Consider the following 21,918-nt stretch of genomic DNA (forward strand, 5'->3'; position numbering starts at 1 on the left):
GCGGGAAGAGGGGCCCGGACGCATCCGGGACGCTCAGCCCCGGCGGGCCCTCCGCTCCGAGTAGAAGTAGTCCTTGGAGGACAGGGTCAGCGACAGGACGACCACGGCGTAGACCATGGACCCCAGGGCGCCCGGGGCGATCAGCATCGCGGCCGCGTTGAACAGGACGGAAACGCCGTACACGACGGTGATCGTCCACATCACCCACGGCCGGGGGCGCCCGGCCTTCACCCCCAGCAGCACCAGCCCGGAACCGACGCCCAGGAAGCCCAGGGCGACGACGGCGTTCACCAGAGGACTCTCGACACTGTCCCACATGCCGATCGCGGCGAGCACCGCGCTGACCGCGAAGCCGACCCCGGCGAGCAGCGGGAGCACGCTGGAGAGGAAGACCATGACCCGCACGGCGGTCACCGCGCCGGGAACCGGCGGCCGCCCCTGAGCCGGGTACGGCGCCCCGTATCCGGCGGGCGCTCCGTACGGCGCCGGGTGCGGCACTCCGTGCGCCGGGTACGGCGCCCCGGGCGCGGGATGTCCCGGATACGGCTGCGGGTACGCCCCGGGCCGCTGCCCGTACTCGTGGTGTCCTTGTCCGGGCCACGCCCCCGGTGGGGGAGGCGGCTGCGGCGGCCGCCCAGGGTGCGGCGGGTGGGACATCGGTCGGCTCCTCGTCGGTGGTCCGCGGTTCGGTCCGGTGAGGGCCCGCATCCCCAGGGGCGGTCACTCCGCGCCGGAGGGGGGTTCACCGTCGGTGGTCGACTATAAGTGCGCCGTGTCCGGATCGGCACTCGGTGTGCCGGAGGGAGAAGAGACGAGTGTCTCGCCGACCGGCCGGAGCCCGCACCGGCGGAGCACCGCGGCCCCGGCCCCGCAAGGACCCTTCCCTCCCATCGGAACACCGCCCCTGACCTGCGCGGGCGGTATCCAGCCCCCGCCTTCGACCCCGGAGGTCCGGGCCCCGCCGCCCCGGCCGCCCGCGCTCCGCCCGGCTCGATGAGAGGCCCGCCCCGGTGGCCGGAAGCGGCCGCCGGGCGCCGGTCGCGGAGGGTGGCATGATCGGTCCCGTCCGTGCCGCCTCCCCTCCGACGATGCGCATGCGCCTGCTCCGCCCCCTCCTCGCCCTCCCGCTGCTGACCGCCGTGCTGAGCGCGGCCGGCGCGGCACCCGCCCACGCGGACGCCGGACCCGGCGAGCACTGGTGGCGGCCCTACGTCGACGAGGTCGCCGAAGGGCTCCGCACCTCCCCGCTCTACATCGGCGACGAGGGCTACCTTCCGCTGGACGAGGAGCGGGAGGCGGAGGTCGAGCGGACCCTGGAGGAGAGCGGGCTGCCGGTCTACCTCATCGTGATCTCCCCCGAACTGGACCACGGCGACTACACCGACCCGGAGACCGGCGAGCCCGTGCCCGGAGCGGACTTCACCGCGGAGGCCACCGCGTTCCTGGAGGCCGTGTGGGCCGAGATGCCCGACCCGGAGGGGCACTTCATCGTCCAGGCGAACACGGCGCGGGTCGGCATCGACCACGTCACCTCGGCCGAGGGCGGCGGCCTGAGCCGGGCCGCGCTCGCCGTGGGGACGCTGGAGAACGAGGCGCGCACCTGCGTCGACCAGGTGATGAGGCTGCGGGACGACGCGGTGGAGCGGATGGCCGAGGTCGCCGTCTCCGACGACCCGCTGGCCGAGTACGAGGCGTCGAAGGAGGAGCCGGCCGACCTCGGCGCGCTGTGCGCCGGGGAGGAGCCCGAGGACGGCGGGGGCGGCGGGTCGGACGCGCCTCCGCTGGCGCTCCTGCTGTCGGCCCCGGCCATGATCGCCCTGGTGCTGGCCGGCACCGGGGTGGAGAAGGCGCTCAAGCGCCGGGCGGCCAGGCGCCCCTCGCCGCGCGCGGTCGCCGCCAACGCGGGCAAGGCGCTCGTCCGGGAGCTGCGCCGCCGGGCGGCCAAGCGGCTCCCGGAGGTCGGCCACGCCCTGGCGGGGGCGCGCGCCGACCCGGAGGCGCCGGGGTCGGTCGAGGCGCTGCAGCGCGCCCTGGACGCGCACGCCGCGGCCCGCACGGTGCACGAGGACCCCGGCGACCGGGACACCGCCCCGGCGGACGCCGCGGGGGTCCTCGTCCTGCTCGACCTGGCCGAGCACGAGAAGGCGGTCGCAGAGGCCCTCGCCGCCGGCGAGGAGCCGCCGGCCCGCCCCCGGCACTGCTACGCCAACCCGGTGCACGGCACCCGGACCTCCCCGCACGACTGGCGCGAACCGGGGCCCTCCGGCTCCGCCCCGCCCCGCATCCGCGTCCCCCTCTGCGCGGAGTGCGCCGCCGACCTGGACGGGAACCGCCCCCCGGCGTCCCTCCTCATCCGCCGCCGCGGCTCGGCCCACCCCTACTACCACCTCCCCGCCGCCGAGAACCTCTGGTCCGCCACCGGCTACGGAGCCTTCGCCGACGACCTCGTCACCCGCATCCACCGGGGCGAGCACCGCACCGGCGGCTCCTGACCCCTGTCCGGCCAGGAGCAGCCGCGCAGCACAGAACGGAACGAAGAGATGGAACCAGAGATGGAACCGCCCCGGCAGAACGAGCTCCTGCGGAGCATCGGCACCCAGCTGCTGGATCACGTGCCGGAGGAATGGAGGGAGATCCGTCTGGCCTACCACGCGGTCAGGAAGCACAAGGCCGCAAGCGTGGAGGTCCGCAAGGCGGACGGCTCCGAGGAGGAAGTGGGGATCACCGCCGCGATCTACCTCGACCTGGAGAAACTGCGCGAAGGCATGTACCGGAAGGGCAAGGGCACCTGGTTCCTGCTGAAGTACACCATCGTGTCGCCCGGCCGCTTCTCGGTGGACTTCGACTACGAATCCGAACCCGACTTCTTCGGCGTCCCCTCGAACGGCGGGGATTTCCTGGACGACCTCCGGCACTTCCCGCGGGACGACGAGAACATCCCGGCCTGGCTGGCACAGAAGATCTCCGGAAACTGATCGCCCGCCCGGAGGCGGACAGGACAAGGGTCCTGCAAGAAAAGAGGAGCGCCCACCGCCGGGCCGGGCACTCCTCCTCTGTGCGGCCGCCGTCAGTCCTGTCGGCCTGCGCGCCCTGAGGCGTAGTACCCGCCGGGAGCGGCTGCTCGGCAGTAGGCAGGGGGCGAGAATGAGTATCGCCGCTCCCAGCGGATTTCTCACCTCGGGGCCTTCCGAGAAGAGAGTGGGCGGGATGATTGAACGAGGATCTCTAGATCCTGCAGGGCAGAGCGAATACGTCTATAAGGGAGTCATTGTGATAGCGCGCTCTCTGCCGGAAGATTGGGAGGAGTTCAAGTTTCGGTTCGATGCCCTTCATGGCTGTTCAACCGGAAGGGGAATCGTTGGGTACTCCGACGGTGCATGGGAAGAGATGAACGTCCCCCTGCAAGTTCTTTCCGTGTTAGATGACCTTCGGGTAGGAATGTATGTTGAAAATAAAGGCACTTGGTTTAGTATGTTGGTGCTCTGCAAAAAAAGTGAAGGATATGAAGTGAAGTATAATTATAAATCCAAACCTGCTTTCGATATTGAACCGGTCAGTGAAACATATGTGGAAGATCTGAAATATTTTCCGAGGGGTCTTGATTTCATCCCTGAATGGCTCCAGGGTAAAATTGATGAACTTCAAAGTGGAAGTTGATTGGAGTTGTTTTTCAAACCGCCCGGCCGCCCAGGGGTGGACAAGGCAGGGAAAAGAGGAGCGCCCACCGCCGGGCCGGGCGCCCCTCCTTCACAAGGCCGGTGTCAGCCCTGTCGAGCCGTCCGCCCCAGGGCGAAGTACCGCCGTGAGGTACTGGTCAGCATCAGGCAGGGGACGAGGATGAGCATCACCGCCCCCAGCGGATTGCTCGCCTCGGAGCCTTCCAGGATCAGACCGGCCAGGGCGGACAGGGCGAGCGGGCAGTAGATTCCGACGGTGGTCCACAGCACCCAGGGGCGGGGCTTCGCGGCCTTGATGCCGAGCAGCGTGGACATGACGCCGAAGATGAAGACGGCCAAGGCGATGGAGAGGTAGAACCATCCCTCCCGCGTCTCCATGGAGTCCTTCGCAGCGAAGGAGACGACCGTCCCGGCGATGGTCAGGAGCAACCCGACAAGCGTCCCCGATATCCCCATGAACAGCATGAGGACGCGCGCGACGGTCAGCGTGGTGGGGGACTTCGGTTTACCCGGGGCGGTCGGCGGCAGGCCGTACGGCGGGTACCCCGGAGGCGGGGGCGGCGGCGCATGAGCCCCGTACGGGTGCGCGGCCGGAGCGGGTGCTCCGGGCGGGACCTGGCCCGGGGGCGGCGCGAACTGCGGCCCGGCATAGGGCCCGGGCGGGGTGGGCCAGGCGTTCGGGGGCTGGTTCCGCTGCGCCGCCTGGGGTGCCCCGGGCGGCGCCAAGTGCGGAGGCGGACCTTGATGAGGAGGCTGCCAGGACGGCGGCTGCGGTGACGGGGGCTGGGTCAAGGGGGTCCTTTCCTTCGGTCGGCCGATGTGCGGTCCACATCGCTGGGAAAAGGGGAAAACCAGGCCGGCAGAGTAAAGCGCCGGCCGGTGATGCCCGCTCGGACGGGAGAAGACCGGTACAGAGAAAGAGGGGCGATGACGGCCCTCATCCGGATCCGGCGGCCGCTCCGCCGTTCGGTGTTCCGGATCTGCAGTATGTGAACAAGCCGAGGACCGGAACCGGTCACGGAGCGTCGGATCCGCGGCGACGGCGCACGTTTCGGGCCGTGCGTATCACCGTGCGCAAGAGGCGCGATTCCGGGAGCGGAGCGAGCTCGCGCAGCTCCGCCTCGTAGCCGCCGGGAAGCGCGGGCGCGGACGGAGCGGCCGGAGCCGGAGTGGACGAGGCCGGCTCGGCGGTGCGGGAGCGCTTCCGCTCCTTCCTCTCCTGCCGTTCCCTCCGTTCCTCCTTCTTCCGCTTGGCCTTCCGCTCGCTCTCGGTCGGCCGGGCCTCTTCCGGGGACGCCGGTGGTGCCTTCTCCACCGGGGCCGGTGCGGCGGCCTGCCTCCGCTGCTTCTCCTTCTCTTTCTCCTGCTTCCTGGCCCGCTTCTTCTCCCGGCGCTGCTCGTCGCGCCCAGGGCGGCTCTTCGCCGGCTTCGCCGGCGGGGCGGTGGTGCCCTCCATGAACGCGCGTGCCGCGTCCGACCCCGGGACGGCGGCGGTCCGGCGCGGTGCGGACGGAGGCGCGGCCGCGTTCGGGGACGGCACGGGGGAGGGCTGCGCCGGCCGGGACGCCTGCGGCGGCCGAGCCCCCGCCCCCGGCTGCGCTCCGATCGGGGGGACCCTGCGGGCGGCGGGAGGCGCAGGCGGCCCTCCGGCCCGCCCCGGCCGCAGGCCCTGCAGTCCCTGCGGACCGGTCGTCGGACCTTGCAGCCTCTGCGGGCCTTGCGGGCCGGTCGTCGGGCCGGGCGGGGCCGCGCGCCGCGGATCCTCCGGTCCCGGTCCCGGGCCTGGCCCCGGAGTCCCGGGCCGCTGCGGTCGGGGTGCGTTCATCCGGCCCTCCTCAGCGCGTGCAGGGCGACGCGGGTGGCCGCGGTGTGCGTGGCGCGCGCGATCCGGCGCGGCTCCAGCGCCTCCGCGCCGGCCAGGTGCCGGTCGTACCGGAGCGGCACCACCGCGGCGCCGCTGCGGCGCAGCACCGCGGCCGCGCCGTCCAGGTCGAACGCCGGGTCCTCGTCCGGCCCCTGCTCGACCAGGGCCACCACCGCCCGCTTCGGCGTCGCGGTGTCGCCCTGGGCGGCCATCCAGTCGAACCCGCGCGCGATGTCGGCGGCGCCGTCGGCGGTCGCGGGCGCCACCAGCACGTGCGCGTGCGCCCCGGCCTGGGCCGCGTGGTTGAAGCCGTCGTACACGTCGGCGCCGCGGTCGATCAGGGTGATCCCGAAGTACCGGGTGAGCGGCAGCAGCGTCTCCCGGAAGTCGCGCGCCTCCAGCGCCTCCTCGGCGCCGCCGTGCACGGCGGGCAGCATCCACAGCCGGTCGCGGACCCGGGCCAGGTGCTCCTCCAGGTCCTCGAAGGAGGACGCGGCGACCCGCCGCCGCGCCACCTCGCCCAGCGAGGAGGACGGCTCCACCCCCAGCCGCCGGGCCAGCGAGGTCGACCCGGGGGTGATGTCCAGAGTCAGCACCCGGTCCTGCCGGTAGTGCGCGAACACCGCGGCCAGCAGCGCGGTGACGGTCGCCTCCCCGGCGCCGGCCCGCGGCCGGGTCACCACGATCCGGCGCCCGGTGGTGATCGGCCGCTGCAGCTCCTCGCCCAGCTCCAGGGCGCGCCGCGCGCCGTCGGACGGCAGGAACGGCAGCGCCAGGCCCTGTCCGGCCCGGCGCAGCAGGGAGTCGCCGCGCCTGCCGGGGCGGGTGCGGGTGGGGGCGCCCATCGCGCTCCTCTCGTCAGGTCGCTCGGGTCGGGCCGCTCGGGCCGGGGTCAGAACGTGGCGAGCAGCCGCTCGTAGGTGCCCAGGGCGCCGACCGCCACCGGCACGCACACCACCACGGCGACCGCCTCGATCCGGGAGGCGGTCCGGCGCAGCATGGCGCGGGTGTGCTCGGCGGGGTCGGCGGCCAGCGCCACCACCGGCAGCGCCAGCACCGCCGCGAGCAGGCCGACCGACGGCAGCGGGGCGAACGGCACCGCGGCGTCCAGCGCCCAGGCCAGCGCCAACACCGCCGCCACCGCGGCGGCCAGCAGCGGCGCCTTCTCGGTGACCAGCGGGAACATCCGGGAGCGGCCGGCCAGGATGACCGCCAGCAGGCCGGTGAGGACCATCGTCCACGGGTCCGGGGCGCTGCTCAGCCCGTACGCGGCGGCCACCGCGCACGCCGCGACCGCCACCGCCGCCACCACCATGCCGCGGTGCGTGCCGGCCAGCGCCGAGCGGACGTCCTCCCGGGGCACTTCCTCGCCGGCGCCGCGCCGGTCGTCCAGCACGGTCAGTCCGGACAGCGCGAGCGCGGCGCGGAGCAGCACGCTCACCAGCACCGTGCAGGCCACCGCGGCGATCGCGGCGGTCTCGGCGAGACCCAGGCCGAACAGCGCGCACCCGGCCCACAGCGCGGCCAGCCCGGCCCCGGTGGCGCCGCCGACCACCCCGCCCCGGCCCAGCGGAGAGGTGAGGCCGAGCAGCGCGAGCAGCACCGATACGACCGCGGCGGTCCCGGCCCACGCGGCCCAGCCGGGCCAGTCGTGGTGCCCGGCGGCCGTCCACACCGCGAGCACCCCGGTGCAGCCGCCGGCGATGGTCAGCGCGGTGCCCAGCGGCTCCCGCCAGGCGGGGCCCAGCGCGGCGCCGCCGGCGGTGAGCAGCACGCCCATGCCGGCCAGGACGGCGACGGCGGTGCCGGGCGCCCCGCCCCGGACCAGGAACCCGATGCCCAGGACCAGGGCGACCAGCGTCGCGGTCCCGGTCCACCGGGCGGCGCCGGCCGACCAGTACGCCGGGTGCTCGCCGAGCGCGGTGCCCACCGCCTCCGGCACCTCGTGCACGATCGGCGCGGGCAGCGGGTCGTCCGCGCGGACCAGCCGCAGCACCGAGCCGTCGGCGACCTCCCGGTCGGCCAGGGTCGCGTCGGCGTCCAGCAGGTCGCCGCCGACGGTGCTCAGGTGCCGGGGCGTCGCCGGGCCGTCGGGGGCGTCGCCGAGCATGCGCAGCACGTCCGGCATGAGCGCGCCGATCGGCTCCTCGGCCGGCAGCACGGCGTCGACCCTGCGGCGCTCGCCGACCAGCGTCACCCGGCTCCAGGTGGTCATCGCTGTCCTTCTCCTCTGTCTCCGGCGGTCACGCGGGCACCTCGCCGGGCTCGATCCGCTCCAGGTAGCCGTTGCGCAGCAGCCAGCGGACGCTGGGCAGCTCGGGCGGCTCGGTGAACCCGCCGGGGTCGATGCCGAACCGGAGGCCGCCGCCGGGGTCGCCGCCGCTCTCCGGGGAGAGCGACGCCGAGACCTGGAACGGGTAGGTGACCCGGTAGCGGTGGTAGCCGGACGGGTCGGCCGCGGATTCGGGCAGCCCCCGCTCCTCGAACGGCAGCCCGTCGGGGAAGAGCAGTGAGCCGCTCTCCTGCCCGAACGCGTCGACCACCAGCCCCGGCTCCAGGGTGAGCTTGGCGGAGTCGCCGCCGCCGGAGACCCGCTCCTTCGCCTCCGCGTCGAGCCCGGCGCGGCGCTCCTTGGCCTGCGCCCGCTCCTCGGCGGTGAGCTCGCGGGGGCCGGGGTCCACGATCGCGAGCTCCCGGTAGAGCCAGCGCGCGGTCTCGTCCTCGGAGGCGAACTCCACCCCCGTGCGGCCCTGCTCGTACTCGACGATGCCGACGGTGAAGTAGTCGCCCTCCTTGCTGACCAGGTAGTAGCTCTCCACCTCGCCCGCCTCGGGGCGCGGCTCGCCGGGCAGCACGTACAGCTCCTCGTCCACGCCGGCCTGCCCCAGCTCCTCGCGGAGCATGTCCAGGCCGACGTCGGCGCCGACCCAGTCGGCGGGCACCGGCAGCGACCCGGGGGCGGGCGGCCCGGCCTCGGCCTGGGCCTTCTCCTCCTCCTGGGTCTTCAGCCGGCTCTGCAGGAAGGACCAGCCGACCGTCCCGGCGCAGCCGACCGCGGCGATGACCACGCCCGCGATGATCTTGGTGAGGTGCTCCTCCAGCCGGCGCCGGCTGCGCTGCGGGCCGAACACCGCGGCCTCGCGGAGCCGCTTGCGCCGTACGGCGACCGACTCCAGCAGCTGGCTGTCGTAGTCGCGCGGCACGGGGGTCCTTTCCGGGGGACAGGGGAGCGGCCTCCCGCACCGTAGCGGAAGGCCGCGACGAGGGGGCGGTCGCCCCGGGGCGGATCAGATGGACTGCACCGCGGCCCCGGCCCGCCCGAGCGCGGTCTGCGCGGTGCCGTCGTTGCTCTCCAGGGTGTTGCGCACCAGCCGGATGATCTCGCGGACCTCGTTGCCGGCGTTGTGCCACTTGAGCTCTTTGGCGCTGTACTCCTCGGAGACGCCGGTCGCCTCGAAGTCGGCCATGGCGTTGGAGACGTCGGTGTCGTGCTCGCCGATGATCGACTCCAGCCGGGCCATCACTCCGTGGATGTTGCTCTGGGCCTCCTGCGAGGCGCCGATGTCGTAGCTGTTGCGGCCGGTCATGCGATTCCTCCTCGGGGTGCGTCAGCCCCGGAACTTGGCGGCGTCGAAGTTGGCGGTGCCCATGTTCTGGTTGGCCTCGTCGGCCATGGTCTGGCTGCCCTCGGAGAAGGCCTGGTCCATGCCGCGCTGGCCCTCGTTGATGGAGCCCAGGCCGGCGTTGAGGTCGGCGGTGATCTGGTCGGCCCGCGACTTGAACGAGTCGAAGGCGGCCTTCCCTGAACCGTCGAACTTCCCGACCAGCGGCTCGGCCGCGTCGATGAGCTTGGTGATCAGGTCGCTCAGCTCGTCCCCGGACCCGGAGGTGTTCTGCGTCAGGGTGGTCAGGGTCTGCTCCCCGAAGTCCCAACGTGTCATCCGCCCGCTCCTCAGCCGCTCCGCGCCGCTCCACCGGTTTCGGGTCCGTGACCCTGCACAGGGGGAGCCCTCACCGTCAGTGGTCAAGGATAGGCATAATGCGCCCAAAGCGACACTCAAGGGGTCTGGTGCGAGAAGAGAGGCGTATGGGGGCGAACGGATGAAGTTCGAGCTGGTGGAAGCAGCGATCCAGGCCGAAGGGGCCGAGCGGGAGCAGGCCCCTGAACCGGGCTCCGAACCGTCGCCGATCCGGCCGATCCGGCTGCCTCCCGCCGATCTCATGAGGCAGCGGAACGAAGCCGTGAACACCCGGATCACCAGGGCGATCGCGTCCGTACGGCCCTCCCTGGACCGCCTGAGCGCGAACGTCGCCCGTGTCCGGGAGGAAGTGGCCGGAACCGGTCGTGTGACCCCGCTCCCTCCAGAGAGCTTCCGCCCCGACAGGTTCGCCCCCGAGGGGCTCCGCTCCGCGCAGCGGCCGGAGGAGGGGCGATGAGCAAATGGGACATCGACGCCCCCGGGGTCCAGGGGGTGCTGAACGCGGTCGTCGCGGTGCTCGGAGAGAGCGAAGGCGAAGGGCTCGGCGGAGCGCTGCAGAAGGCCGGCGACGGGCTCGTCGACTCGGCCGCCAACGCGGTCAGCTTCCCCATCGAGTCGGCGCTCTACAAGTACGTGGAGGAGTACGGCGGCCGCGCGGAGAAGATGGCCGGCCGCGCCGCCTCTGCACTCGGAGGATGCGCCGACGCGGTGAACGCCTATCTCACCGGCGACCTGGAGATGGCGGAAGAGGCCCAGTCCAACGCGGGAACGGTCGAGTCGGACCTGCCCACGACGTCCAAGGGCTCCGAGCAGTTGATGTGAACACCCCCGGTCACACGAGAGGAATGCCCGCGGGCACATGGAAACCTACGCACCCGACGTGACCCTGCAGACCGGTCTCGACGTCTCCCTTGCCACCATGGGCGACCTCATCAATCCCGAGGCCATCCCGATGCCGGGAACGGCGCTGGAAGCCCTCGCCGGCTCTGTCTCCGACATCCGCTCGGCGGCCGGCGACATCGCCGACGGCGGGGAGGACGTCAAGTCCTCATGGCAGGGGCTGCGCTCCGTTTACGAGGCGCCTGAGGACGAAGAGCTCTTCTCCGTCATGGACCCGGTAGCCGCACAGGGCAACGCGCTCCATGACGACCTGGTCGACATCGCCGACGCCCTCGACGAGTTCGGCGAGGAGGCGGCGGAAGCGAAGAACAAGCTGAAGAGCCTCAAGATCCTGGCCACCGACTTCGTCGAAAAGATGTCTGAGGACCCCCACGGGCTCGCCAATCCGTACAACGCGGCCATGAACTGGACGCTGAAGCGCATGGTGAACAACGCCTGGGAGAAGTTCCAGCAGGCTGAGCGCACCTGCGGCAACAAGATCTCCAAACTGTGCGACGGCCCCAAGTTCGTCCCGGCCAGCGACGGTGAGCCGGGCAAGGGTGAGATCGCCTACGGTGCGGCAGCTGGATACACCCCAGACGCCACATATGATTTCGGCGAGTTCTCCGAATGGATCCGGTTCGGTCGTGAATCCCTGGATCTTACCCAGGGATACGTCGAGGAAGTTGATAAACCCTGGCCTCTGGACTGGGCCGTGGACACTCATTCGGCCCTCTGGGACGGTTTCACCGGTGGTGCAACCTGGGGGTTCGGCGTCGCTGCGGTCTCCGCCGCCGGTATGTGGCGAGAGGGTAAGGGGTGGGCCCGCAGTCCCGGGGAGATGATCGATAACGCCCTCCAGTTCCAGAAGGAGAGGATCCAGGGAGCAGGGGCTCTGGTCGGCGTCTACGGCCAAGACGGCTGGATGACACCCTTCACCGACGAATGGTCCTGGGATAAGTTCGGCGACAACGCCGGCGCCGCGTGGGGAGCCACCGCTACCGAGTTCTTCGCCTTGGACGAGTGGGAGGACCGCCCCGCTTACACGGTGGTGACCAGTGTCGGGAACCTCGCCACTTTCTTCACCTCTTTCCCTGCCCGCGGTGGCACCGTCCTGACTCGGGCCCTCGAGATGAAGGGAGAGGGTAAGGGGGCAGGCGACTGGACCGTCAAGGAATTCTGGGGAAGAGGTGAGGCCGGGAAGAGTGGATTCAGTCTCCCGAAGTCGTTCCAGGAGTTCAAGGCGAAGTACGCTCAGATCAGTTCCGATATTCAAATCCGCCTGGACTCTGTGAAGGCGAATATTCTTTTCCGATTCGGAAGGCCAGCTGGCGCTGAGCATGGAATTGAAGCGTTCGGCTCGGTGGAGGAACGGAATTCTGAAACTCCTGATGATGACTTTTCTCGAGAGACCGAGTCCAATCTCGATTCGACTTTCGAAGGAGCAATTGACCCCACTGGCCAGAAGCAGAGAGGGGTGAATGAGAGTTGCGAGAACAATATTGATGCGCAGCGGGATGAGGTCTTCTCAGGCGAAGCTTCAGAGCGAAGGGTGTCGGAAGCTGCTAGAGCCGTTATCGAAGAGGCTGAGCGTATCCTTCGCGAACCTCAAAGGGTTCTAGTGGGCGCCAACGGGATGGAAATCCCTGATAGGAGAGGGGGTGGAGAAAATGATATCGACGAACTGCTAATTTCTTCATCCCATGGTGAACCTGGTGCTGTAGGGGATGGAAGGCAGAGTAACGCAGGTTCTCAATCGGTTCAGCAAGGGGGCCCTTCACCTCAGAATTCGGTAAGCGATCTTTCTGAAAACTCGCAGGTTGCCACGAGCCTTAGCCCCGACCTCACTGGTGGCGGCAGATTTGGGGCGCCTCCGGGAGGAGGCCGTCCTGGTACAGGGGATGGGGGAGCGGAAGGCGGGAGTGAGCCCGCTGGATCTCCTATCAAAATCGACGACAACCACCCGCTTTCTCCCGATAGGGAGGAACGGTTTGGTGATCGGGGTGGCCTCTCTCCGAATGCGATATATCAGGTTTCTTATAAAGATGGTGCGCATTGTGGGATTTTCAAGACTGACTCCCATGGTGAAATTGTAGAAATCGAAACTTGGTCAAAGTCTTCGCAAGGGGCCACGCAGGCTAATGTTGAACTTAACAACCCGCGACCGAATGCAAAATATGAGGTCGATGGGCTTGTTTTTGAAACCGACCATCTCGGGCGCACGGTTTCCGTGGAAGGTGAGATTTCGCTTAGGCCTGGAGTTCGGGATAGCGAAGCCGAAAGGTATGTAAAAAAGCAAGGAGAAGCAGATTTTATTGAAATCTATGAAAAAGAAAATCAGGAAATCTTGCGACTGGCTAAACAGCGTTCTGGGAGTAATGTTTCACTCGATGATGTGCCTCACTACATGGAGGTTGTCTGGAATCCGGGGCATCTGATCGCTCGCCAGTTCGCTGGGCCAGCGGAGAAGATTAATTTGGTCCCTATGGTAGAGTACCTGAATAGGGATATTCGGCGTGTTGATGGAAGTGAGGCGACTCTCCAGGACAGCTTCAGAGTCGCCGAAAGAACGTGGGTAAAAGCTCTAAGTAATATCCCTCCTGACAAGGTGAAGGTCCGCATTGAATTGTCGTATGAAGGAGATGTCTCAACGCCGGAGATAGTGGATGTGAGATACACTATCAATAGAACCCAAGAAGTCATTTCTTATAGCAATGTCCCCCCCATAGTGAAGGGCTAGTCATGAGAGGGAAACGATGGATTCAAGAAAAATAAAGAGCCTTATTTCTGAAATCGCAGAAAGTGTAGTTTCTGTTGCACCTGATGGGTGGGTTGAAGTAGGTTTGAATTCGGTCAATGTTGCGCTTTTTCAGAAAATTAGCGCACCGGTTCTCTTGGAGGGAGGGGAGATTTATGACAACGTTTCACGAATATCTTCTTCGACAATGAAGGCGGTACGCGCACTACGAGAAGAGATGTACGAATCAGGGAAAGGCACTTGGTACTCTATGGGGATAGTGGTAACAAAAGAAGGGAAGTATAGGGTTGAATATAATTACAATGAGCCTCTTTCTGTAGATCTTCCGATTCCCGATAACTATTATGCTCTAGATTTGAATTTTTTCCCTAGAGATGTAAATTACATTCCAGAATGGGTTGCAAAGAAAATAGAGAAAGTGAATAAAAAAATCGAGAGGGGTGGTGATATTTAAACAAAAGTTCCTGGTTTGCATTGGTCTGCAAACGTGAAAAGCGACGAAAGCGGCCATATTGAAAGCCGTTGTTTGTTTTCTGGTGACGTTGGAAATATTGCGAGATTGGAGGAATCATCCGACCTTGAGCTCTCCGTCCTCGAAGCGTTGGAGCGCTTCAAGGATTACTCAGAAGGCCCCATTGGGAGAAAGATTGAAGCTAGCAACGGTTCGAAGGTCGCAGAAAGTTTTGACCTCATCAAAGAGAAGATAAATCCAGAAGGTTAACCCATTCCCGGGGAATTCCTTGCTCTCGAAGAGCGGGATAATGTCTGGCAGTCGGGTCCATTCGAAAAGTGGTGGTGAGCTCAGCCCTCGCCGATCGGTAACGGGCCGGGAGAGATCAGGCTTCGGTGGGCCGAGGGCTCAGGTGCTGGAGTTGAGCCTTGATGCGCTCTGTTCTCGCCTGTGAGGAAAGAGGGGACTCGGAGATCGGGTACCAGACCGCTTGCTTCTCGCGGTCGCCCAGGGGGAGCCCTTTGAGTGGGCCGGAGAGTGCGTGCTCTGCTCCTGCTCTGTGCAGGGTGGCCGGGCCGACGGCCATGCCCAGAGGAACGGGTAGTCCGTGCCATCGGGGCTCGTAGGTGGTGTCACTCCGCCCACGCATGCGGCGGACGTGGAGCATCGTCAGCAGCTCTTCCTCTACAAGGGCTTCCACCAGGCTGGGCAACTGGGCCAGCGGAAGCTCCGCCTCCTCCTCGTAGCCGATCGCCATGGAGATGTGTTCGGCCCCCTTCTCTCCGTTCCAGGTGACGCGGAGGCTGCCGGAGAACGGGCGGCCGCCGTCCTGGGGGGCGGAGAAGTGCAGCACTGACGGCCGGAGAGCCCGGTGCCGGCACAGGCGGATCAGCCTCTCCCGGACCCAGGGAGCCAGGGCCGGCTCGTGCGGGCCCCAACCGGCGGGGTGGGAGTCGGCGAGGTGGTCCGTGATGATTTCGACCGCCCGACCCAGCGGGGGAGCGTACGGCTCGCCGTGCTGAATGGTGAGGTCGAGGATGAGCTGGGTGCCCAGAGGGGAGTCGTCGAGGAAACCGGGGGCCGGCTGCGGCCCGTCCTCGGAAGGTGTGGGGATGTAGCCCTCTTCGGGGTTCCAGTGAAGCGGCAGGCCGCTGATCCCGTCGAAGTGGGTGCCTTCCTCGGTCTGCACGACCCAGCGGGCCGCGGGGGTGGCCAGCAGGGTCCGCAGCGGATAGGTGATACGGGAGGCGGCCGGAGTCAGGACTTGCAGGGCCTTCCCTTCCGGGGCGTGCTTGGAGAGCGCGTCCGAGAGCCATGAGGAGAAGGGGACGACCTCACGGTCCTGGGCGACCACGAACGCCTTCTCGGCGATGCGCTCCACGGCGGGGTGATCGGTCTCCTCCCATGAGGAGAAGTCGGCCTTCCCGGAGGTCCAGACGGTCCCGCCCAGCCGCCAGGCGAGGCTATCGGCGAGGCGGTGCGCGATCTCCCGCCCCTCTTCGTCGGGTCTGGCGCGGACTTCGACCCACCAGCACTCCTCCGGCAGGCCGACTGCGGCCTCGGGGCCGAGCAGCCTGGCGATCTCGTCGGGGGATTCCACCAGCTGCGCAGGTTCGAGCGTCGCCAGTACATGGCGCTCATCGCTGCGGATCTGCAGGACGTTCCCGCCGCTGAGCGGACGGAGCCACGCTTCCGGGGCGGCGTCCTGGAGCGCATGGGCGATGGCGCGCATGTCGGGGTCTTTCGCCACCAGGGCGACCACGTCGTAGCTCAACGACTCTCCTTGCAAGGCGGGTGGATGTGAGGGGAGATGACCCCGAGTGGCCAAGCATAGGCAGTATGCGACGGGAGTGGGGGTTGGGAATCGGGCTCCGGCTTTTCTCCGGGATCTTCTCCAAGGCCCTCCGCGGATGGCCGCTTCCGGCCTCCGTGGTGCCGCCGGCTCAGGCCGGTTCGAGGAAGGTGAAGAGCCGTTCACCAGGAGCAGGCCCGGGCCGTTCCGTCGGGTGGCCGGTGAGGCGGTGCACCCCCACGCCGAATTCGCTCTCCGGGGCCGAGAGCCACTCGCGGGTGAGGCCGCGCTCCTCGAACCAGGTGCAGATCTGCGGGACCAGGTCCGGGGCGAAGCGGTGCCGGGTCCAGAGGACGGCGCCGCCGGGGGCGCAGGAGCGGGCGCAGAAGTCGACGGTGCGCTCCACGTCCTCGTCGGTGATGTTGCCGAACACGCCGCAGACCAGCACCAGGTCGGCCGGGAGCATGCCCTCGTAGGCGCCGGGCAGTCCCGCGTCGGCGGTCACCGCCTCGACGCGGTGCAGGCCGGCAGCGGTCGCGGCGGTGCGGGCCCGGCACCCACCTTGTTGAGCCCAGGGCTGTTGCTTTTTCCCGGCCCTGAACACGCGTCCCGCACGGGACCGCAAGGCGGTGGCCGGGCAAAAGCAACAGGCCGGGGCTCAACACCGTCGTACCACCGCGATGACGTCGAGCTCCGCGTCGTCGTCTTTGCCCGGCCCACCGGAGGCGGTCTCGTTTCCCCGAGTAGGAAGGGGCCGGGAAAAGACGACGACGCTGAGCTCGACGAGGTGGGCGCGGGGCTGAGGACGGCTCGGGGGCACGGTAGAGGCACTGCGGCGAGGAGAAACCCCCATCAATTAGCCGGTCCTCTCCCGTTGATCTTGGCGTTGCGGGGTTTCGGGTGTAGAGGTTCGGCGGCCGAAATACGATCACCTTGTGCCCCGATAGCGTCACGAGGAGTCATATGCCTGTCGTCCGCCGCGCCCTGTCCCTGCTTCCGGCGGTGAGTGCGCTCCTGCTCGCCTGCGCCGTCCCGTCCGCCTCCGCAGCCGTCGGGGAGGCCGGTCCCGGGGGAGCCCGCGCGGAGACCGGGGACACCCGGGTGGAGGCGGGGCCCGGCGGGGTCCGGGTCGACACCCCCGACACCCGGGTGGAGGTCGAACCGGACGAGCCCTACGTCCTGGTCTGCTCGAACGGGGTGCAGGTGGTGGTCACCGCAGGGCGGATGCCGGACTGCCCGAGCACGCCCGGACCCCCTGCGCCACCGGAGCCTGAGCCGCCCGCGCCGCCCGAGCCCGCCCCGAAGGAGCCGCGGCTCCCCGCCGCCCCCGCCCCCGAGGTTCCGGACGAGCCAGTGCAGGCGGAGCCGGAGGCCGAAACCCCGGTTCCGGAGGCGCCCGCCCCGGAGGCCCGCGAGCAGGAGCAGGCCGCCGCCCCGGCGGCGCCCGAGCCGCCCGCCCCCGGTGAGGCGCCCCCGGCGGAGGAGGAGGCGGCGGTCCCGGTGGCCTCGTTCGTCCCCGGCGGGCAGCAGCCGGCCGACGCCTTCACGCCGATGCGCGCCATGGTGATCGTCGTGGTGGTCGCCGTCGCCGCGGCGGGCGCCGGCCGGGCCGCCGCCGGGCGCCTCGGCGGCTGATCCGGGAGGAGCGAAGGGGCGGGCCGCCGCGTGCGGCCCGCCCCGGGCGGTCGTCAGGGCCGCCGACGGGACGGCCGCGGCCGGGCGGTCAGGGGGCGTCCAGTGCCATGTCGGCCCGCTCGAAGCCGGCCAGCGCGTCCTCGATCCCGCCCGCGTCGTTGACCAGGATGCCGGTGTACGGGCTGCCCATGTAGAGCATGAGCAGCACCGGCGCGAAGACGAAGAGCAGGTTGACCGCGGCCCAGAAGTAGGCGGTGGCCGAGCGCTGCTTCATCATCGCGAACGGCAGCACCGCCACGGCCACCGCCGACACCGCCGTGATGGCGGTCAGCACCGGCGGGATGCCGTCCCCGGCCGCGTCCGCCCGCTCGATCCGGGCGTCGCTGAGGTTGGTGAGCTCCTGGCGGGCGGTGAGCAGGTCCAGCCCTCCGGCGGCATCGGTGCTGGACAGCACCCGCACGGACGCGGCGAGGTCGGCGAGCGCCTCGTCGCCCTCGGGGCTCAGCTCGCCCTCCCGCTGCATCAGCGGCCAGTCCTCCTCCACCACCGTGGTGAGGTAGGTGCGGAGCTGCCCGCGGACCGTCTCCGCCTCCTCGGCGGGGAGGGAGGCCGCGCTCCAGTAGAGCGCCTGGGCGGCCCCGGCCTCGGTGGCGACGCCCTCTTCGGCGCCCTTGAAGTCCTCCCAGCCGATCACCACCCCCATCGCCGCCGCCGCGAGGTAGAGCGCGAGCGCGCACGGGGCGATGACGACGCCGACCGCCCCGCCCGAGGAGTCGTCGCTGACCCGGAACCTCCACGCGGCGAACACCGCGCCGAGGATCATGGCGGCGAGTACGGAAAAGGCGAGAATGGGTGTTGTCATGTGTGTTCCGTAAAAGGAGGCGGACGGTTTCCGCTCCATCGGTAACACGGATTCGGTCGCCCTCTCGGAGGAAAAAGAGAACACCCGGAAAAGTGCGTTTTCGGCCGTTCGGGGGGTTCTGTTTCAAGTGAGGAGCGGGAGCAGCCGGGCGGCGGCGAGCAGGGCCGCACCGGCGGCCAGGCCGGCGGCGAAGGCGAGCGCCTGGGGGAGGAGGCGGCGGCCGGCCGGGGCGGCGCGCCGCGTGCCGGTTCCGGGGCGGTGCGCCGGGGAGGGCGGACGGAGCCGGGGCGGCGTCGGGGTGCGGGGCCGGGGCGCCTCCGGGTCGAGTTCGGCGTGTGCGCGGAGCAGCCAGGGCGGCAGGGCGGGTTCGCCGGGGCGGTGCGCCGCGCGGGCGTAGGGGGAGAGCAGCAGCGGCGGCCCGTCCGGCGGCCGCGCGGGGGGAGGCGGGGCGGTGCCGGAGACGGCGGCGGAGGTGCGCCGCCGTCCGCCCGGTGGGTTGAACCGGCGGCCGCGGGGGCGGGAGGTCAGGGCGTGCAGCCGGTCGGTGGTGCCGGTCGCGGCCGGTGCGGCGGATGTGGTGGATGCGGTGGTCATGGGGTGTTTTCCTTTCGGGGCGGGGGCGCCCGCCCTGCCCCCTCCAGCGCGGGGCGGGCGCCCGGTCTGCGGGTCAGGCGGCGTCCCAGGCGGTGCCGTCCAGGTCGTGGTCGAGGTGGAGCCAGACGTTCCGGTGGCCGGACCCGCCGTGCTGCCCCCAGGCGGTGGACAGGGCGTCGACCATGGCCAGCCCGCGGCCGTGCGTGGAGCCGGGGTCCAGGCGGCCGGGGAGCAGGGGGCCGGCGTCGGCAGGGTCGGCGGCGCCGCCGTCGCGGCAGATCAGCATCAGGCCGGCGCGGCGGCGGTGGACGGCGAGGGAGAAGGAGCCGCCGGGGCGGCCGGAGCGGGAGTGCGCGATGGCGTTGGTGGCGAGTTCGGAGCCGAGGAGGGGGAAGAGGTAGCGGAAGTGGACGTCGTGCTCGGCGGCGCAGGTGTCGAGGAAGGCGCGGGCGAGCGGGAGGAAGCCGGGCAGGCCGGGGAAGTCGTAGCGGCGGGCGGAGTAGTAGGGGCGGTCGGGGCGGCGGTTGAAGTAGTGCCGGTAGAGCGGCGGGATCAGCGCGTCGAGCGCGACGGTGACCTCGGGCAGCGGCGGCACGGGGGTGAGAGAAGGCATGCGGACGCACCCCTCTTCAAGAAGGAAGTGGACGGAAGCGGAGGTCCGCGGGTTCGGTGAATCAGCACGGCGGCAGGCGGACCAGGCGTAGCTTCAGCGACGCAGCTGTGCGTAGCTGATTGACTACTCCAAGAGTAAACCCGGAATCTGGAGAGTCAAGCCCAAAACTCAGATTCCCATTTTCTTGTCGCTAGGATGCCCCTGTGGACCATCAGAGCCCCAACATCCGCCGTCGCCGACTCGGCCAGGTTCTGCGCTCCCTGCGAGAGGACGCCGGGATGACCCTGGACGCGGCCGCCAAGGCCGCCGGGGTCCCCCGGGCCACCCTCGGCAGGATCGAGACCGCGGACGCCCGCCGCCTGCGCCATTCCGACCTGGACTCCCTGGCTGATCTGTACGAGGTCGGCCGGCAGGAGCGCGAGGCCATGCACCGGCTGGCCCAGCAGGCCAAAGAGCGCGGCTGGTGGTCGAAGTACAAGGACGTCTTCGGAAACCGGGCGCTGCCGGATTGGGAGATCGAGGCCTCGATGATCCGCACGTTCGAGGGGCTGACGATTCCTGGCCTGTTCCAGACGCCGGCCTACGCGGCCGCGGTCTTCCGCGCGGGCCGCGCTCTACCGGAGAGCGAGGTCGAGCGGCGGGTGGAAGCCCGCATGTACCGCCGGGAGATCTTCAACCGCATCGATCCGCCGCACATGATGGCCGTCATCGACGAAGGGGCGCTGCGGCGTCTCATCGGAGGGCGAGAGGTGATGCGTGAGCAGCTCACCCACCTCAAGCATCTGGCGCTGCGCCACCACATCGACATCCAGGTTCTTCCTTATGAAGCTGGTGCTCACCTGGCCTTGGGCGGACCCTTCAGCATTCTGGAGTTCCCTGACCCGAAGGATCTGCCCATCGTGTACGTCGGTACAGCAGCCGATGACCTCTTCCTGGAGCAGAGCGATGAGATCGAGCGTTATACCGTTGCGTTCAGTAACGTGCAGGGGGTGGCGCTGTCCACAGCCTTGTCAGCAGAGTTCATCGATGACGTATTGAAGTCGCTGGAGAGCGAGTGATGGACGCCCAACTGGAATTTCACAAGAGTAGCTACAGCGCTCAGAACCAGAACTGCGTCGAAGTGGCCACGATCCCGGCCAACTATCGGAAGAGCAGCTACAGCTCTGGGAACTCGCAGAACTGCGTCGAAGTGGCCGACCTCCCCCGGGCCGCCGCCATCCGTGATTCCAAGCATTCCGACGCCGGTCACCTGGTCTTCCCCGCCTCCGAGTGGGACGCCTTCCTCGGGGCCGCCCGGGCTGAGCGGCTGTAACGCCTGATCGCGCGATGCGGCCCGCCCCCGGACGGTTCCAGGGGCGGGCCCTCGTCTTCCTCGCGTGCACCGCGTGCGGTCAGCCGTGCTGCGGCGACCCCGCGCCGGACCTCGCCCCGGCCCCGGGGCGCTGCCAGATGCGCAGGACCCTGGCCAGCACGTACAGCGCCGCCGCCCCCGCCAAAGCCCCGATCGCCAGCGCCCACGGGCCGTAGGTCACCGCGATCACCGGGAGCACCGCCGTGAGCAGGCCGCCGCCGGCGATCGGGCTGAAGAACGGGGCGCGCAGCGCGTAGGCGCGGGCGGCGTCGGTCTTGAGCTCCGGGTCGGCGGCGCGGAGCAGCATCAGGCCCACCGAGGCGACCGCGGTCAGCGTGCCGAAGTTGACGATGGACATCTCGAACCAGGACTCGCGGAACATCCGCGGCCCGGCCCAGTAGAAGAACCCCACCGCCGTCGCCGCCGCGACCAGCAGCAGCACCGCCAGCGGAACGATGTTCTCCAGCACCACCGGGACGCTGATCGAGGCGACCGCCGAGACCACCAGCAGGTCCAGCGCCACCCCCTGGATCGCGCGCAGGCTGCCCGGGTCGACCGCGCCCGCCAGCCGGGTCCTGCCCACCGCCGCCTGCACCACCGCGCCGCCGATCATCGCCATCGGGAACAGCGGCAGCCCCGGCACGACCGTCCCCAGCAGCGACTGGAGCACCCAGCCGATGAGCACCGCGGCCGCGATCAGCGCGCCGTGGAAGGCCAGCCCGTCCACCAGGTCCTTGTTGAGGGTGGTCCGGCCGAGCGGGGCGCGGGCCTCCTCCGGCAGCACCTCGGGGGCGTCGTCGCCGCGTCCGGCCGCGGCGATGTGGCCGCGGCGGGCGGCGATGTTGATCAGCACCATCCCGCAGACGATCCCGAACAGCAGCCCGGCGGTGGCCGCGGCCAGCGAGAGCGGCCCGCCGTCGGCCCACCCCAGCTCGGAGTAGACCGGCCCCATCCCGGCGGCGGTGCCGTGCCCGCCGGGCCAGGCCACCTCGATGACGGTGCCGAACGCCGCGCCGACGTCCCAGAACGGCACCAGCAGCGCCGCGCAGACCAGCATCGGCACGCCGATCATCAGGAAGTCGCCCATGTAGCCGAAGAGCAGCTGCGGCGCGATCAGCCGGTAGCTCTTCTTCAGGCTCGGCATGCTCACCCCGATGAGCATCGGCGCGAACACCACGGTGATCAGCACCCCCGGCAGCCCGGCCCAGGTGGTGACCATGCTCTCCGGGAACAGGCCCGCGCCGTAGGGGCCGAGCGCCGCGCCGAGCACGCCGCCGACCAGGGCGGCGGGGATGAACAGCCGGCGCAGCGGTGCGATCAGCAGCCGCAGCACCACGCCGGCCAGGACGAGCAGTCCGAGGACGGTGACGGCGAACAGGAGTGCGGTGACGGCGTCGCCGCTCACCTCGTCTGTCGGGAACATGCCGCTCCTTGGGAACGAAGGGCTCGGGCCCGGCCGCGG

The 21,918-nt window shown here is 69.6% G+C and carries 23 protein-coding genes; 10 read left to right on the forward strand and 13 right to left on the reverse strand.

Annotated elements, in window-relative coordinates; translation table 11 throughout:
• Window positions 1-33: 33 nt before the first annotated feature.
• Window positions 34-414 (reverse strand): hypothetical protein, encoded by a 381-nt coding sequence (locus tag D459_RS30820; protein ID WP_017591970.1) that lies wholly within the window; start codon window positions 412-414, stop codon window positions 34-36.
• Window positions 415-1,052: 638 nt separating this feature from the next.
• Between D459_RS30820 and D459_RS33495 the strand changes: the two genes are divergently transcribed.
• The 3 genes from D459_RS33495 (at window position 1,053) to D459_RS35290 (ending at window position 3,657) form a co-directional block, all read left to right on the forward strand.
• Complete coding sequence (locus D459_RS33495; protein ID WP_152522898.1) at window positions 1,053-2,492, forward strand: hypothetical protein; 1,440 nt, start codon at window positions 1,053-1,055, stop codon at window positions 2,490-2,492.
• Between the two features lie 48 nt (window positions 2,493-2,540).
• The gene (locus tag D459_RS0105375; RefSeq protein WP_152522899.1) at window positions 2,541-2,975 is read left to right on the forward strand and encodes a hypothetical protein; all 435 of its coding nucleotides are present in this window, start codon (window positions 2,541-2,543) and stop codon (window positions 2,973-2,975) included.
• Window positions 2,976-3,144: 169 nt separating this feature from the next.
• Window positions 3,145-3,657, forward strand: coding sequence for a hypothetical protein (locus D459_RS35290; protein WP_152522900.1), 513 nt, complete (start codon window positions 3,145-3,147; stop codon window positions 3,655-3,657).
• A 104-nt stretch (window positions 3,658-3,761) separates the two neighbouring features.
• On the opposite strand, the gene D459_RS30830 is transcribed toward D459_RS35290, so the two are convergent.
• The 6 genes from D459_RS30830 to D459_RS0105410 form a co-directional block, all read right to left on the reverse strand.
• Entirely contained in the window at window positions 3,762-4,106 is a 345-nt protein-coding gene (locus tag D459_RS30830; RefSeq protein ID WP_152522901.1) for a hypothetical protein, read from the reverse strand.
• A gap of 1,392 nt (window positions 4,107-5,498) precedes the next feature.
• Complete coding sequence (locus tag D459_RS0105390) at window positions 5,499-6,386, reverse strand: MinD/ParA family ATP-binding protein (protein WP_017591975.1); 888 nt, start codon at window positions 6,384-6,386, stop codon at window positions 5,499-5,501.
• Between the two features lie 47 nt (window positions 6,387-6,433).
• Complete coding sequence (gene eccD, locus D459_RS0105395) at window positions 6,434-7,756, reverse strand: type VII secretion integral membrane protein EccD (RefSeq protein ID WP_017591976.1); 1,323 nt, start codon at window positions 7,754-7,756, stop codon at window positions 6,434-6,436.
• Window positions 7,757-7,784: 28 nt separating this feature from the next.
• On the reverse strand, window positions 7,785-8,744 hold the full coding sequence (locus D459_RS0105400; protein WP_017591977.1) for a TNT domain-containing protein: 960 nt from the start codon (window positions 8,742-8,744) through the stop codon (window positions 7,785-7,787).
• Window positions 8,745-8,828: 84 nt separating this feature from the next.
• The gene (locus D459_RS0105405) at window positions 8,829-9,128 is read right to left on the reverse strand and encodes a pore-forming ESAT-6 family protein (protein WP_017591978.1); all 300 of its coding nucleotides are present in this window, start codon (window positions 9,126-9,128) and stop codon (window positions 8,829-8,831) included.
• Window positions 9,129-9,149: 21 nt separating this feature from the next.
• Window positions 9,150-9,482, reverse strand: coding sequence for a hypothetical protein (locus tag D459_RS0105410; protein WP_017591979.1), 333 nt, complete (start codon window positions 9,480-9,482; stop codon window positions 9,150-9,152).
• Window positions 9,483-9,974: 492 nt separating this feature from the next.
• Between D459_RS0105410 and D459_RS0105420 the strand changes: the two genes are divergently transcribed.
• Genes D459_RS0105420 through D459_RS35300 form a run of 4 tightly spaced genes read left to right on the forward strand, consistent with a single transcriptional unit; the run spans window position 9,975 to window position 13,879 of the window.
• On the forward strand, window positions 9,975-10,343 hold the full coding sequence (locus D459_RS0105420) for a DUF6507 family protein (RefSeq protein WP_017591981.1): 369 nt from the start codon (window positions 9,975-9,977) through the stop codon (window positions 10,341-10,343).
• Between the two features lie 37 nt (window positions 10,344-10,380).
• Window positions 10,381-13,140, forward strand: coding sequence for a DNA/RNA non-specific endonuclease (locus tag D459_RS34115; RefSeq protein WP_081620458.1), 2,760 nt, complete (start codon window positions 10,381-10,383; stop codon window positions 13,138-13,140).
• 16 nt (window positions 13,141-13,156) lie between these two features.
• Window positions 13,157-13,612 (forward strand): immunity protein YezG family protein, encoded by a 456-nt coding sequence (locus D459_RS35295; RefSeq protein WP_152522902.1) that lies wholly within the window; start codon window positions 13,157-13,159, stop codon window positions 13,610-13,612.
• Between the two features lie 33 nt (window positions 13,613-13,645).
• Complete coding sequence (locus tag D459_RS35300; protein ID WP_152522903.1) at window positions 13,646-13,879, forward strand: hypothetical protein; 234 nt, start codon at window positions 13,646-13,648, stop codon at window positions 13,877-13,879.
• Window positions 13,880-13,994: 115 nt separating this feature from the next.
• Here the strand turns inward: D459_RS35300 and D459_RS0105435 are convergent, their stop codons facing one another.
• Together D459_RS0105435 and D459_RS30835 are read right to left on the reverse strand one after the other, a co-directional pair.
• Complete coding sequence (locus D459_RS0105435) at window positions 13,995-15,383, reverse strand: DUF6177 family protein (protein ID WP_017591984.1); 1,389 nt, start codon at window positions 15,381-15,383, stop codon at window positions 13,995-13,997.
• Between the two features lie 169 nt (window positions 15,384-15,552).
• Window positions 15,553-15,906, reverse strand: a complete 354-nt coding sequence (locus D459_RS30835; protein ID WP_017591985.1) for a hypothetical protein — start codon at window positions 15,904-15,906, stop codon at window positions 15,553-15,555.
• 458 nt (window positions 15,907-16,364) lie between these two features.
• Here D459_RS30835 and D459_RS35790 point away from each other — a divergent pair, with 458 nt between their 5' ends.
• Entirely contained in the window at window positions 16,365-17,036 is a 672-nt protein-coding gene (locus D459_RS35790; protein ID WP_026120076.1) for a hypothetical protein, read from the forward strand.
• An 88-nt stretch (window positions 17,037-17,124) separates the two neighbouring features.
• Here the strand turns inward: D459_RS35790 and D459_RS0105450 are convergent, their stop codons facing one another.
• The 3 genes from D459_RS0105450 to D459_RS0105460 all read right to left on the reverse strand — a co-directional run bounded on the left by D459_RS0105450 (window position 17,125) and on the right by D459_RS0105460 (window position 19,105).
• Entirely contained in the window at window positions 17,125-17,898 is a 774-nt protein-coding gene (locus D459_RS0105450) for a bestrophin-like domain (RefSeq protein WP_026120077.1), read from the reverse strand.
• A 123-nt stretch (window positions 17,899-18,021) separates the two neighbouring features.
• Window positions 18,022-18,492 (reverse strand): hypothetical protein, encoded by a 471-nt coding sequence (locus D459_RS0105455; RefSeq protein WP_017591987.1) that lies wholly within the window; start codon window positions 18,490-18,492, stop codon window positions 18,022-18,024.
• A 73-nt stretch (window positions 18,493-18,565) separates the two neighbouring features.
• Window positions 18,566-19,105 carry an ATP-binding protein gene (locus D459_RS0105460; protein ID WP_026120078.1) on the reverse strand — a complete coding sequence of 180 codons (540 nt, stop codon included), beginning with the start codon at window positions 19,103-19,105 and terminating at the stop codon, window positions 18,566-18,568.
• Between the two features lie 203 nt (window positions 19,106-19,308).
• Between D459_RS0105460 and D459_RS0105465 the strand changes: the two genes are divergently transcribed.
• A complete protein-coding gene (locus tag D459_RS0105465) occupies window positions 19,309-20,163 on the forward strand; it encodes a helix-turn-helix domain-containing protein (protein WP_020380065.1) in 855 nt (284 codons plus the stop codon).
• Window positions 20,163-20,417: a DUF397 domain-containing protein gene (locus tag D459_RS0105470; RefSeq protein WP_017591990.1), complete on the forward strand. Its 255-nt coding sequence runs from the start codon at window positions 20,163-20,165 to the stop codon at window positions 20,415-20,417. The genes D459_RS0105465 and D459_RS0105470 overlap by 1 nt, the downstream gene beginning before the upstream one ends.
• Window positions 20,418-20,496: 79 nt before the next feature.
• On the opposite strand, the gene D459_RS0105475 is transcribed toward D459_RS0105470, so the two are convergent.
• Window positions 20,497-21,879 (reverse strand): sodium/glutamate symporter, encoded by a 1,383-nt coding sequence (locus D459_RS0105475; RefSeq protein ID WP_017591991.1) that lies wholly within the window; start codon window positions 21,877-21,879, stop codon window positions 20,497-20,499.
• Window positions 21,880-21,918: the final 39 nt, after the last annotated feature.

It is taken from the genome of Nocardiopsis potens DSM 45234 (genome assembly GCF_000341105.1).
Classification (GTDB): domain Bacteria; phylum Actinomycetota; class Actinomycetes; order Streptosporangiales; family Streptosporangiaceae; genus Nocardiopsis_A; species Nocardiopsis_A potens.